This window comes from Brevundimonas sp. (assembly GCF_016463485.1).
Taxonomy (GTDB): domain Bacteria; phylum Pseudomonadota; class Alphaproteobacteria; order Caulobacterales; family Caulobacteraceae; genus Brevundimonas.
Genome location: NZ_JAEMRD010000101.1, coordinates 1 through 12396, shown reverse-complemented (window position 1 = coordinate 12396; position 12396 = coordinate 1). Strand labels below are relative to the sequence as shown.

The following is a 12396-nucleotide window of genomic DNA, read 5'->3' as shown; positions in this document are numbered from 1 at the left end:
GAGATGGTGCCGACCTGGGCGATCTCGGAGTTGTTCTCGACCTTCTTGGCCGAGGCCTTGATGTCGGCGAGGACGGCCGTGACGGCCTTGTCGATGCCGCGCTTCAGGTCCATCGGGTTCATGCCGGCGGCGACGGCCTTCAGGCCTTCCTGGACGATGGACTGGGCGAGCACGGTCGCGGTGGTGGTGCCGTCACCCGCCTTGTCGTTCGTCTTCGAAGCGACTTCGCGGATCATCTGGGCGCCCATGTTCTCGAAGGCGTCTTCCAGCTCGATTTCCTTGGCGACCGAGACGCCGTCCTTGGTCGAGCGCGGGGCGCCGAAGGACTTCTGGATCACGACGTTGCGGCCCTTGGGACCCAGGGTCACCTTGACGGCGTTGGCGAGGACGTTGACGCCGCGCAGCATCTTGTCGCGCGCGTCGGTGTTGAACTGTACGATCTTGGCAGCCATTGAGGGCAGCTCCTAAATATTGATTTCGTTGAAGAAGGTCGAAGCGCCGGTGTGCTTACAGCACGCCCAGGACGTCGGATTCCTTCATGATGATCAGGTCTTCGCCTTCCAGCTTGACCTCGGTGCCCGACCACTTGCCGAACAGGATGCGGTCGCCGGCCTTCAGTTCCAGGGCGTTGACCACGCCCTTGTCGTCACGGACGCCGGGGCCGACGGCGATGACTTCGCCTTCCTGAGGCTTTTCCTTGGCCGTGTCGGGGATGATGATCCCGCCCTTGGTCTTGGACTCTTCTTCCACGCGCTTGACCAGCACGCGATCGCCGAGAGGACGAAACGCCATCTGTCTATTCTCCGATGTGACTTCTAAAAGTTTCCTCGCAAGCTACCCGGCGCCGGCTTTTGGCAGCCGGACCTCACGAGTGCTAACGCGAGCTGCAAGTAGGGGGGCGGCCCCCCAGCGTCAAGGCGAGCCTATCGGCTGCGCTTGCGAATTTTCGGTGACGTGAAGCGGTCGCGACCGGGGAAGTGTCAGCGGATGCCCACCATCTCGGGGCCTGCGGAAGCCGGAGCCACCGCCGCCAATCGCCAGCTGGCCTCGACGCGGCGTTCGAACAGGGGGCCGGCGCCGCGCACGCTGGTGCGCCAGTCGCGGCCGCCGCCTTCGCGCCCGGTCAGGGCGGCGAGCGAGGTCCGCAGCTCGGCCAGGGCGTCTTGTGGACGGTCGCGGCTCAGGAGGAAGCGGGCGTAACGGCTGGATTCGCCGAGGGTGTCAGGGTGAGCCGGTGCCAAGCGACTGGTGGTGATGGCGCGGACGCGGCGGTACAGGGTCTCGGCCTCCTGGGGTCGGTCGAGCGCCGTCAGGACATCGGCGTGACCGGCCAGTGTATCGACGATGTCGGGGCTGTCAGCGCCTAGCCCCGCCTCCAGCAGTCGCTGCCCCTCGGCGAAGGCCATTTCGGCCTCGGCGTATTTGCCCTGGTCGGCCAGGGCATAGCCGATGTTGGCGCGGACCACGCCGGTGAAGGGATGGTCAGGGCCGACGATGTCGAGCGCCAGGGCCAGGGCACGCTGGAACATGGCCTCGGACTTTCGCCCGTCGCCCTGTGTATGCAGATACCAGCCGTAGTTGGTCAGACACTGGGCCAGCAGCACCTTGTCGTCCGAGACCTCGGCGACCGAGACCGCCCGGCGATACAGGGGATTGGCCTGCCGCCCCCGGCCGGTGCGACGCAACGAATTACCCAGATTGGACAGGACGATGGCCAGATGGAAATCCTTGGGCCCGTAAAGGACCTCGTACATGCCCAGCACCTGGCGATAGGCGGGGTCGGCCTCGGCGTGGCGCCCCTGTGCCGACAGGGCATTGGCGTAGAGGTTCAGGGCGTCGGCGGTCTTCTCGTGAACCTGACCGATGTTGACCCGACGCAGGTCGTAACTGGCGCGCGCCGCGACCTCGGCCTCTTCGTTGCGGCCGAGGGAATCGTAGGCCTTGGCCTGGTCGTAACGGAGCTGGCCCTCCTGCACGGGATCGCTGTCGGCGACAGCCAGGGCGCGGTCCAGCAGGACGAGCGCGTCGTCATAGCGGCCCTGGTCCTGACGCAGCCGGGCCAGGGCCCCGAGCGGCGCCACGGTTTGCGACAAGGCGATCGCTGCCTCCACCGCGGTGGCGGCCTCATCGAACTTGTCGGCGTCGCGAAGCGTGGTCGCGGCGGCCAGATAGGCGTCGACCGCGCCCTTGACGTTGCCGGCGTCGGCCAGGGCCCGGGCGGCGGCGATCCCGCTGTCGGTCTGTACGGCAGGTTCATGAACGACGGCGGCCCGGGCCGGCACCGTCGACAGGACGGCGCACGCCAGTCCTGCTCCGATTACCATGGCGGGAAGTCGCGTCATTTCAGAGCCTTTCGCCCTGACGGTAGGGGGAGGCTGGGGCACCGACAAGGCCCGATCGACCGGCGCTCGATGAACGCCAGATGAACGGCAACCTGCCGAGACGTTCAGACTGGTCAAGCTAGACCTTGTGCAACACCATCGGCGGGGGCCGACGGGCTATTGGAGGAGACCAGAGATGAAGATGTTCGCCAAACTCGCCGCCGTCGCCGCGCCTGCGCTGGCCCTGACCCTGCTGGCCGCCGCGCCCGCCGATGCCCAGAGCCGCCATCGCGACCGCAACGACAACACCGCCGAGAACGCGCTTCTGGGTGCCGTGGTCGGCGGGGTGGCCGGCGCCATCATCGGTAACGGCGACGGTTCCTACGTCGCGGGCGGTGCTCTGGCCGGTGCGGCCCTGGGGGCTGCGGCGTCGAGCGACAACCGCTCCTATCGCGGCGGATCGTACAGCTACGGCTATGCGCCCGGCTATTACGGCAGCGGTTACGGCAGCAGCTATGGCTACGGCAACGGCTATGGTTCCAGCTACTATGGCTCAAGCTATCGGGACGATTGCGGGTATCGCCGTGACGGCCGCTGCTGGCGCAATCGGGGCCACTGGGAGCGCGAGCACGGCATCAACAGCCGCGACGGCTATGACCGCTACGAGCGTCGCCAGCTGCGTGACGACCGTCGGGACCGTCGGGACGATCGGCGCGACCGTCGCGACCGCCGCTGGTAGCAGACCGCGAGCTGTCAGGATCGTAAAACGGGCGCTTCGGTGCCCGTTTTCATGTCGGTTAGCCCAGCAACCGCGTCAGCAGGCCCGCCGTCGAAGGATCGAGCGCCGCGGACGGTCCGCCCGCGTCGACGTCCTTCAGGATCGCCTTGGCCAGGACCTTGCCCAGTTCGACGCCCCACTGGTCGAAACTGTTGATGTCCCAGATCACGCCTTCGACGAAGGTCTTGTGCTCATAGAGGGCCAACAAGGCCCCCAGGGTCCGGGGTGTCAGCCGGTCCATGACGATGGCCGTCGAGGGGCGGTTGCCGGGGAAGGTCTTGTGCGTAGCCAGCCGGTCGGCCTCGACCGCGTCGGCCCCGGAGGCCAGCAGCTCGGCGCGCGCTTCTTCGGAGCTCTTGCCCAGCATCAGGGCCTGGCCCTGGGCCAGGGCGTTGGACCAGAGGGGCGCTTCCGGGGCATCCTCGTGGGTCTTCGCCACGATCACGAACTCGGCGGGCACCACCTGCGGACCCTGATGGATCTGCTGGAAGAAGGCATGCTGGCCGTTGGTGCCGGGCTCGCCGAACACGACCGGACAGGTCTGGCGCGTGACGGGCGACCCGTCGCGATGCACCCGCTTGCCGTTCGACTCCATCTCGAGCTGTTGCAGGAAGGCGGGCAGGCGGCGCAGGGCGTGGGCATAGGGGGCGACCGTCCGGGCGGGACGGTTCAGACCGTCCACGTTCCAGACCTGGGCGAGCGCCAGCAGGACCGGCGCGTTGCGGTCCAGCGGTGCGGCGACGAAATGGTCGTCCATCTCGGCCGCGCCGGCCAGCAGGGCCTCGAACACATCGGGGCCCAGGCCGATGACGCAGCTCAGGGACACCGCCGACCACAGCGAATACCGCCCCCCGACCCAGTCCCGGAAGGCGAAGGTGCGGCCGCAGCCGAAGGCCTGGGCGCGATCCGGCGCCGCCGTGACCCCGATGAAATGTCGCTCGCGGCCCGCCTCAGGGAGGGCCTGCGCCAGCCAGGCCTTGGCGACCTCGGCGTTGGCCAGGGTTTCCTGGGTGGTGAAGGTCTTGGAGACGACGATGACAAGGGTGGTCTCGGGATCGAGCCCGGCCAGGGCTTCGGCCATGTCGCGCGGATCGATGTTGGCGACGAACCGGAGGTCGATGGCCGGGTGCAAGGGTCGCAGCGCGTCCCAGACCACGCGGGGCCCCAGGTCCGAGCCGCCGATACCGACGTGGACGATTGCGGTGAACGCCTTGCCGGTCGCGCCCGTCTCGGACCCCGACCGCACGGCGACGGCATAGTCGGCCATGGCGCGGCGCACGTCATCCACCTCAGCCGACACCGGTTCGCCCAGGGCGTGGAAGTCCGCGCCTGCCCTGGCGCGCAACGCCGGATGCAGCACGGCCCGGCCCTCGGTCGAGTTGATGGCCTCGCCGCCGAACAGCCGGTCGCGTGCCGCCTCGACGCCAGCCGTGCGCCCTAGTTCCAGACAGGCCTCGAAGGCGGACCTGGTCCAGCTTTGTTTCGACAGGTCCAGATACAGACCCGCCGCCTCCACGCTCATCCGCTCCAGCCGGGCGGGGTCGGCCGCGAACTGATCGACGATGCGGGCATCGGCGTCGCCTGCGGCAGCGGCGTCGAAGGCGGTCCAGTCGGCGTGGGGGGAGGCTGCGGGCATCGCTTATCCTTAACGGTTCTCAAGGTCTCGTTTACGGGTCAGGCGTATTCCGGTTCAATCGCTTTGTCCCTGTCGACTCCCGAAGTGATCGTGAAGGAGACCTCCATGTCCTGCGGCATCGCCCTGAGCCTGGCCCTGATGATGGGCGACCCCAACGTCGCCATGGCCGCCGCCCAGCCCCCCGCTGTCGTCGGTGCCCCCGTCTCGGTGGCGTCCGAGCCCCTGTTCGTCGACATCGTGACCCGATCGACCGGGCTGAAGGCCGTTGTCGATGCCTGGAAGGCCGACGGCGCGGCCGATGCCTCGGGCTTCTTCGCCGGGGCCGACTACGCCGCCTTCAAGACCCGCGCCCAGGCCCTGTCGACTACAGACATGCAGGCCCACCTGATCCTCAAGGAGCGGGGAACCGACGGCGACCTGAAATGCATCCTGCGTGGCATCTCCGAGGACATTCCGAAAAAGCTCGAAGCCGTCGAGACCGCCGCCACCCCGGCCGCCCGCGCCGTGGCGTTGGAGGAACTGTCCTATCTGCTCAACGACAATGTCGAGGTCATCACCACCCCGCCCCAGCCCGACGCCCAGTCCGGCGTCCCGGGCTAGGCTCAAGCATCGAGGGTGACGCGGGCCCGCCGGACGGTTAAGTCCCGGCCATGACCACGATCCTTTATGGCCGGCCGCCGCTGGTGTTCGATCCGCCCGCCACCGGCGAGGCCGGCGCGATCCAGACCTCACCCCTGATCCCCGGATCGACCGCGCTGGAGAGCCTGGACGCCGGGTCGATTGACGAGGCCATGATCTATGCGCCGCCGGGGGTGCTGGAGCGGCGCTACACCCTCGCGCTGGCGCTGCGGGCCCTGAAGGTCGGCGGGCGGCTGGACGTCATGGCACCCAAGGACAAGGGCGGATCGCGGCTCAAGAAGGAACTGACGGCTTTCGGCGTCGAGGTCGGCGAGACGGCAAAGGCGCACCACCGGCGCTGCGTGGTGATCCGGCCGGAGATGATGCCAGAGTCTGTTCGGGCGATCGACGACGCGATCGCGGCGGGGGCGATGCAGCGGGTCGACGGGCTGGAGGCCTGGTCGCAACCGGGCGTGTTCGCCTGGGACCGGATCGACGCCGGATCGGCCTTGCTGGCGCAGACCATGCCGCCGCTGAAGGGCGCGGGTGCCGATCTGGGCTGCGGTTACGGGGCGCTGGCCACGGTGGTGCTGAGGTCGGCGGCTGTGACCTCGCTGCGGCTGGTCGATCTGGACCGGCGGGCGGTCGAGGCGGCGCGGCGCAATGTCGAGGACGGGCGGGTCACGTTCGACTGGGCCGATGCGCGGACCATCGAGGGCGCGGCCGATCTGGATTTCATCGTGATGAACCCGCCCTTCCACGACGGCGGCGCCGAGGACCGTCGGCTGGGTCAGGCCTTCATCAGGAAGGCGGCCGAGATGTTAGGCAAGGGCGGTGTCCTGTGGCTCGTGGCCAACCGGCACCTCCCCTATGAGGCGGAGCTGAAGGCGGCGTTCAAGCGGGTCACCCCGGCCGGTGACGGCGGGCCCTACAAGCTGTTCGAGTGCGTGAAATGAACCCCCTGCGGTCGCAAGCAGCGCGATGACGAAAGCCCCGACATCCCGCGTCGATAAACTCCTCGGCTCCATGGGCTATGGCTCGCGTAGCGAGATCGCTCGGCTGGGCAAGGTCGGGGGGATTGTGCTGGATGGCGCGGACCTGACCGATGTGTCCCGGCGGATCGCGGTGACGCCCGACCTGTCGCAACGGATGGAGGTCGACGGCGAGGCGCTGGATCCCGTGCCCGGCCTGGTGATGATGCTGAACAAGCCGCTGGGGATGACCTGTTCGCGAAAGGAGGACGGGGCGCTTGTCTATGACGTCCTGCCCGACCGGTGGCGCAGGCGCGATCCGGCGATCTCGACCATCGGGCGGCTGGACAAGCAGACCTCGGGGCTGTTGCTGCTGACCGACGACGGCGACCTGCTGCACCGGGTCATCAGCCCCAGGAAGCATGTGGCCAAGGTCTATCGCGCGACCCTGGCGCGGCCGCTGGTCGGCACGGAGGGCGATCTGTTCGCAGCCGGCGGTCTGGTGCTGGAGGGCGAGGACAAACCCTTGGCACCGGCGTCGCTCGAGGTGCTCTCGCCGATCGAGGCGCGGCTGACGGTCACCGAGGGGCGCTATCACATGGTTCGGCGGATGTTCGCGGCGGTCGGCAATCACGTCGAGGCCCTGCACCGCGAGCGGATGGGCGGGCTGGTCCTGCCCGACGATCTGGAACCGGGGGAGTGGCGGCTGCTGGACGGGCCGCAGATCGAACTGATCTTCGCGGCGGAACCAAGGCTCGCCTGACGGACTACTGCTCCGCTTGATCGGAGAGTTCATGACCGGCGCTACCCTCAAACGTGATCTCAGGACCGGCCGGTCGCTGTGGGCGGACAGTCCCGGCCTGGGCGTGCCGGTGCGGCCGCTGGATCGGGCGATCAGCGTCGATGTCGCCATCATCGGGGCGGGGATCAGCGGGGCCTTCATGGCCCATGAACTGTCGAAGGACGGGCCGGTGGCGGTGCTGGACAGGCGTCCGCCGCTGATGGGATCGACCGTGGCCTCCACCGCCCTGCTGCAATGGGAGGTCGACCTGCCGCTGACGGCCTTGGCCGAGAAGATCGGCATGGCCAGGGCGAAGCGGGCCTATCTGCGGTCGCGCTCGGCGGTGGACGCGCTGAAGGCGATCGTGGCGGAGGAACGGATCGTCTGTGGCCTGAAGGACAAGTCGTCGCTCTATCTGGCGGGCGACGAATACGGCCACCGGGCGCTGGAGGCGGAGGCCGAGGCGCGGGCCGGGATCGGGCTGGAGAGCGAATACGTCGGCCCGGCGGCCTTGCGCGAACGGTTCGGAATCGAGCGAACGGGAGCGATCGTCTCGGCGGGCTCGGCCAGCGGCGATCCGGCCCGGCTGGCGGCCGGTCTGCTGCGGCGGGCACAGGCGCGGGGGGCAAAAGTCTATTCCCAGGTCGAGGTGCTGGAGGCGGCCAGCGATCCGGACGGCGTCACCCTGCTGACCGACGCGGGCCATGCGGTGCGGGCGAAGTCGGTGGTGTTCTGCTGCGGCTACGAATTCCCCAAGGGGGTGCCGACGCCGGGTGCGGAGGTCATCTCGACCTGGGCCATGGCGTCCAAACCGCGCCAGCGATGCCCGGCCTGGCTGCGGGACATGCTGGTCTGGGAGGCGTCGGACCCCTACCTGTATTTCCGCATGGGCGGGGACGGGCGGTTGATCGTCGGCGGCGAGGACGAGGCCTCCCCGATCGCGCACGAGGACGAGGCCAAGGGTCGCCGCAAATGCGCGACCATCGCCGACAAGCTGAAACGGCTGCTGCCGCAGATCGAGTTCGAGATCGACTACAGCTGGGCTGGGGCGTTCGGCGAGAGCGCGACGGGCCTGCCGTCGATCGGGCCGGTCGAGGGGATGGACCACGCCTGGGCCGTCATGGGCTTCGGCGGCAACGGCATCACCTATTCGGTCATCGCCTCCCAGATCGTGGCGGCGGAGGTCCGGGGCGGTAGCGATCCGGACGCGGGGCTGTACCGGGCTTGACCTGCGGCCTGGGTCCGCGCACCTCGGGATCCATGACGACCCATGCCAAAATCTGCGGCCTGACCACCCCTGAAACCCTCGACGCCGCCCTCGACCACGGCGCGGCCTTTGTCGGGGCGGTGATCTTCGAGAAGAGCCCGCGTCATCTCGATCCGTTGCACGCCGCAACCCTGTTCGAGCGGGCGCGGGGGCGGGCCAAGGTGGTGGCGGTGGTGGTCGATCCGGGCGACATGCTGCTGACCGAGATCGGGCTGATCCTGAGGCCGGACTTCATCCAGTTGCATGGGGCCGAGACGCCAGAGCGGGCGGCTGAGATACGGCGGTTGACGGGGGCGGGGATCATCAAGGCCCTGCCGATCAGGACCGAGGCAGATTTCGGGGGTGTGGCGGACTGGGAGCCGATCGCCGATCACCTGATGTTCGACGCCAAGCCGGTAGAGGGATCGGCCCTGCCCGGCGGGGTCGGGGCGCGGTTCGACTGGGGGCTGCTGGCCGGACGGACATTCCAGAAGCCCTGGTTCCTGGCGGGAGGCTTGACGCCCGACAATGTCGCACAGGCCGTGCGCGTTTCGGGCGCACCGCTGGTCGATGTGTCCTCTGGCGTCGAAAGCGCCCCGGGTGTTAAGGACGCCGGCCGGATCGCGGCCTTTCTGGAGGCTGTGGCCCGGTCCTAATTCCGACGCCTCCCCGCGTGAAGGTCCTGCCCGTGAACGCCATCATCCCCAACCAGTACGCCATGCCCGACGCGGAGGGCCGGTTCGGCCCCTATGGCGGGCGGTTCGTGGCCGAGACCCTGATGCCCCTCGTGCTGGAGTTGAACACCGCGTACGAGGCGTGCAAGGCGGACCCGACCTTCCAGGCCGAGCTGGACGACTTCCTGACCCACTATGTCGGGCGGCCCAGCCCGCTGTATCTGGCCGAGCGGCTGACCCAGCATTACGGCGCGGCCAACATCTGGTTCAAGCGCGACGAGCTGAACCATACCGGCGCGCACAAGATCAACAACTGCATGGGCCAGATCCTGCTGGCCATGCGGATGGGCAAGAAGCGGATCATCGCCGAGACGGGTGCCGGCCAGCACGGCGTGGCGACGGCGACCGTCTGCGCCCGGTTCGGCCTGCAGTGCGTCGTCTATATGGGTGCCACCGACGTGGAGCGTCAGTCGCCGAACGTGTTCCGGATGAAGCTGCTGGGTGCCGAGGTGGTGCCGGTGACTTCGGGTCGTGGCACGCTCAAGGACGCGATGAACGAGGCGATGCGCGACTGGGTCACCAATGTCGGCGACACCTATTACCTGATCGGCACGGCGGCGGGACCGCATCCCTATCCGGCCATGGTGCGCGACTTCCAGTCCGTGATCGGCAAGGAGACGCGGATCCAGATGCTGGCCCGGCGCGAGAAGCTGCCGGACGCCTGTGTGGCCGCGATCGGCGGCGGATCGAACGCCATCGGCCTGTTCCATCCCTTCATCGAGGATGCGGGCGTTCGCCTGATCGGCGTCGAAGCGGCGGGGCGCGGCCTTGATGGGCCGGATCATGCCGCCTCGATCCAGGGCGGGCGGCCGGGCGTGCTGCACGGCAACCGGACCTATCTGCTCCAGGACGAGGACGGCCAGATTCTCGAGGGGCATTCGATCTCGGCGGGCCTCGACTATCCGGGCATCGGGCCGGAGCACGCCTGGCTGAAGGACATCGGCCGGGCCGAATATCGCGCGGCGACCGACAACGAAGCGCTGGAAGCCTTCCAGCTGTGCTCGAAGCTGGAGGGGATCATCCCGGCGCTGGAGCCCAGCCACGCCCTGGCCCGGATCGGCGAGATCGCCAACGAGGTCGGCGCGGGCGGAGACGTGGTGCTGAACATGTGCGGGCGGGGCGACAAGGACATCTTCGCGGTGGCCAAACATCTGGGAGTCGAGCTCTAGGGTTCGAAAGTTGCTTATGAAGACAGTGATCGCAGCCCTCGCCACCGCCCTCGCACTCTGCGGCGTGGCCCAGGCCCAGGCCCCGCTTCAGGATGGGGTGCAGACCACGGCACCCGCGCCCATCGTGCCCCAGCCGATCGGGCCCCAGGGCGGGCCGGCGACGGACATACCGGTGCTTCAAGGTGCGGAGCCCGCGCCGGATTGCGGCAATCTGTATGGCCTGAACGGCAAGGCCTTCTGCGTCGCCGCCCTGATGGCCAATGTGGGGACGGTCGCCGAGGCCTATATCGCTGATCTGGAGACCAAGGGCTGGCTGGCGGCCGGCGGCGACGACAACCGGGTCGTCTTCGTGCGTCGTCGTGACGGCGGCGGCTGCGACGGCATGCAGATGCAGGCCTTCTATGACACCACGCGTCCGGCTTCGCCGACCAGCCTGGGCTATCTCGGCTTCGCGACTATTCCGGGAAATGTCTGCGCGGCTCCCCCCGGATCGGCACCGGCGCAATGAGTGTCCTCGCCCTGATCGCGGCGGTGATGACGCAGGCCGCGCCCGCCGTGGTCCTGCCCGAGGCTCTGGGCCTGCCTATGCTCGACGGCACGACGCGATCGGCGGACTGCATGGGTCTGCGCGAGCGGTTCGAGGGCCTGGGCAAGCCGTTCGACTGTCTCGCCACGACGGTCGCCCTCGGCAACGAACGGGCCTTTCAGTACATCGAGGCTGCCAAGGCCAGGGGCTGGCAGGACGCCGGAGGGGCCGCCAACGCCCTGATGATGATCCGTCCGCTCGACGACGGCGGATGCCAGCGGCTGTCGATCGCGGCCTTCCCCGGCACCGAAGCCATGGCACCGGGTGACCCCGCCTATCTGCTGTTCGCTGTCGACCCGGCCGGAACCTGCCCGCCGCCCAGACCTGCCTCAGGCGGGCCCGCCTCTGGCCAGAGCCCGACGTCTCCGGGATCTGCCGAATGACGATGGCCCCTATCGTCCAACGCGCTTCGGTGCATCGGGTTGGCCCAGGCTCGCCTAGGGACACGGCTGGCCAAGCTCGTGTTTGCGCGGCAATGGAGTCTGGCGCGCGATGATCGTTGCCTTGTTCGCAGCCGCCACGATGGTTCAAGGTTCACCGACGGTGGTGATGCCCGGTGTCCTCGATTTCCCGATGCTGGAAGGCGTGCAACCTGCGCCCGATTGCCTGGGCCTTCGCGAGACACTGGCCGAGGATGGAGAGGCATTTGAATGCCTCGGGGCACCGTTGAGCCGTGTCAACGACCTGGCTTTCGCCTACGTCCGGGCAGCGAGCGAACGTGGATGGACCGACGCCGGTGGAGCGGGGATCGCACTGTGGATGACGCGCGTCCTGCCTGACGGCAAATGCCAACGCCTGACGATTGCGGGAATGTGGGATTTCGAGCGAACGCCACGACCGAGACCGAACGATCCTGGTATTGTGGTAATTTCTCTAGATCCCGACATCCGCTGCCCCGTCCTGAGACCCGCCGAATGACCACCGCCCGTATCGACGCCCGTTTTGCTGCTCTGAAGGCCGAGGGCCGGGCCGGGTTCGTGGCCTATGTGATGGCCGGCGATCCCACGCGCGACGAGGCGCTGGAGATCCTGCGCGGCCTGCCCGCCGCCGGGGCCGACATCATCGAACTGGGCTTTCCGTTCAGCGATCCGATGGCCGAGGGGCCGCCGATCCAGCGGGCGGCGCTGCGGGGGCTGAAGGCCGGGCTGACGCTCAGGGGCACGCTCGATCTTGCGGCGGCGTTCCGCGCGGGCGACGCCGACACGCCCCTCATCCTGATGGGCTACCTGAACCCGATCGAATCCTACGGGTATGAGGCGTTCGCGCGCGATGCGTCAGCGGCCGGGGTGGACGGCTGTATCGTCGTCGACTGCCCTCCCGAAGAGGCCGATCCCCTGTCGGACGCCCTGGATGCGGCCCAGGTCTCGCTGATCCGGCTGGCCACGCCGACGTCGGACGATGCGCGGCTGAAGATCATCGCGCGGCGGACCTCGGGCTTCGTCTACTATGTCTCGGTCGCGGGCGTGACGGGGGTCAAGGAGGCGCAGGCCGTTTCCGTCGCCCCGGCGGTGGAGCGGGTGCGGGCGGCGATCGGCCTGCCGGTCGCGGTCGGGTTC

15 protein-coding genes are annotated in these 12396 nt (G+C 68.5%); 11 read left to right on the top strand and 4 right to left on the bottom strand.

What is annotated here, in order from left to right; genetic code table 11:
- The 3 genes from JHC99_RS13365 to JHC99_RS13355 form a co-directional block, all read right to left on the bottom strand.
- Positions 1-452, bottom strand: a 452-nt coding sequence (locus JHC99_RS13365) for a TCP-1/cpn60 chaperonin family protein (protein ID WP_292154878.1), incomplete at its 3' end; no start/stop codon positions are given.
- Positions 453-507: 55 nt separating this feature from the next.
- Positions 508-792, bottom strand: a complete 285-nt coding sequence (gene groES, locus JHC99_RS13360; RefSeq protein ID WP_271146281.1) for a co-chaperone GroES — start codon at positions 790-792, stop codon at positions 508-510.
- A gap of 188 nt (positions 793-980) precedes the next feature.
- Positions 981-2342, bottom strand: coding sequence for a tetratricopeptide repeat protein (locus tag JHC99_RS13355; RefSeq protein WP_292154877.1), 1362 nt, complete (start codon positions 2340-2342; stop codon positions 981-983).
- Between the two features lie 175 nt (positions 2343-2517).
- Between JHC99_RS13355 and JHC99_RS13350 the strand changes: the two genes are divergently transcribed.
- Positions 2518-3060, top strand: coding sequence for a hypothetical protein (locus tag JHC99_RS13350; protein WP_292154876.1), 543 nt, complete (start codon positions 2518-2520; stop codon positions 3058-3060).
- 58 nt (positions 3061-3118) lie between these two features.
- Here the strand turns inward: JHC99_RS13350 and pgi are convergent, their stop codons facing one another.
- A complete protein-coding gene (pgi, locus tag JHC99_RS13345; protein ID WP_292154875.1) occupies positions 3119-4735 on the bottom strand; it encodes a glucose-6-phosphate isomerase in 1617 nt (538 codons plus the stop codon).
- A 105-nt stretch (positions 4736-4840) separates the two neighbouring features.
- On the opposite strand from pgi, the gene JHC99_RS13340 reads away from it, so the two are divergent.
- The 10 genes from JHC99_RS13340 to trpA form a co-directional block, all read left to right on the top strand.
- Entirely contained in the window at positions 4841-5335 is a 495-nt protein-coding gene (locus JHC99_RS13340) for a hypothetical protein (RefSeq protein WP_292154874.1), read from the top strand.
- A 50-nt stretch (positions 5336-5385) separates the two neighbouring features.
- Positions 5386-6309, top strand: a complete 924-nt coding sequence (locus JHC99_RS13335) for a class I SAM-dependent methyltransferase (RefSeq protein WP_292154873.1) — start codon at positions 5386-5388, stop codon at positions 6307-6309.
- Positions 6310-6334: 25 nt separating this feature from the next.
- Entirely contained in the window at positions 6335-7087 is a 753-nt protein-coding gene (locus JHC99_RS13330) for a pseudouridine synthase (RefSeq protein WP_292154872.1), read from the top strand.
- A 31-nt stretch (positions 7088-7118) separates the two neighbouring features.
- Positions 7119-8333 (top strand): FAD-binding oxidoreductase, encoded by a 1215-nt coding sequence (locus JHC99_RS13325; protein ID WP_292154871.1) that lies wholly within the window; start codon positions 7119-7121, stop codon positions 8331-8333.
- A 32-nt stretch (positions 8334-8365) separates the two neighbouring features.
- Entirely contained in the window at positions 8366-9007 is a 642-nt protein-coding gene (locus JHC99_RS13320; RefSeq protein WP_292154870.1) for a phosphoribosylanthranilate isomerase, read from the top strand.
- Between the two features lie 32 nt (positions 9008-9039).
- Positions 9040-10254, top strand: coding sequence for a tryptophan synthase subunit beta (trpB, locus tag JHC99_RS13315; RefSeq protein ID WP_292154869.1), 1215 nt, complete (start codon positions 9040-9042; stop codon positions 10252-10254).
- 16 nt (positions 10255-10270) lie between these two features.
- Positions 10271-10762, top strand: a complete 492-nt coding sequence (locus JHC99_RS13310) for a hypothetical protein (protein ID WP_292154868.1) — start codon at positions 10271-10273, stop codon at positions 10760-10762.
- Positions 10759-11223 carry a hypothetical protein gene (locus JHC99_RS13305; protein WP_292154867.1) on the top strand — a complete coding sequence of 155 codons (465 nt, stop codon included), beginning with the start codon at positions 10759-10761 and terminating at the stop codon, positions 11221-11223. Before JHC99_RS13310 ends, JHC99_RS13305 begins: the two co-directional genes overlap by 4 nt.
- A 109-nt stretch (positions 11224-11332) precedes the next feature.
- The gene (locus JHC99_RS13300) at positions 11333-11758 is read left to right on the top strand and encodes a hypothetical protein (protein WP_292154865.1); all 426 of its coding nucleotides are present in this window, start codon (positions 11333-11335) and stop codon (positions 11756-11758) included.
- A partial coding sequence (gene trpA / locus JHC99_RS13295; RefSeq protein WP_292154864.1) for a tryptophan synthase subunit alpha occupies positions 11755-12396 on the top strand: 642 nt, incomplete at its 3' end. The genes JHC99_RS13300 and trpA, both read left to right, overlap by 4 nt.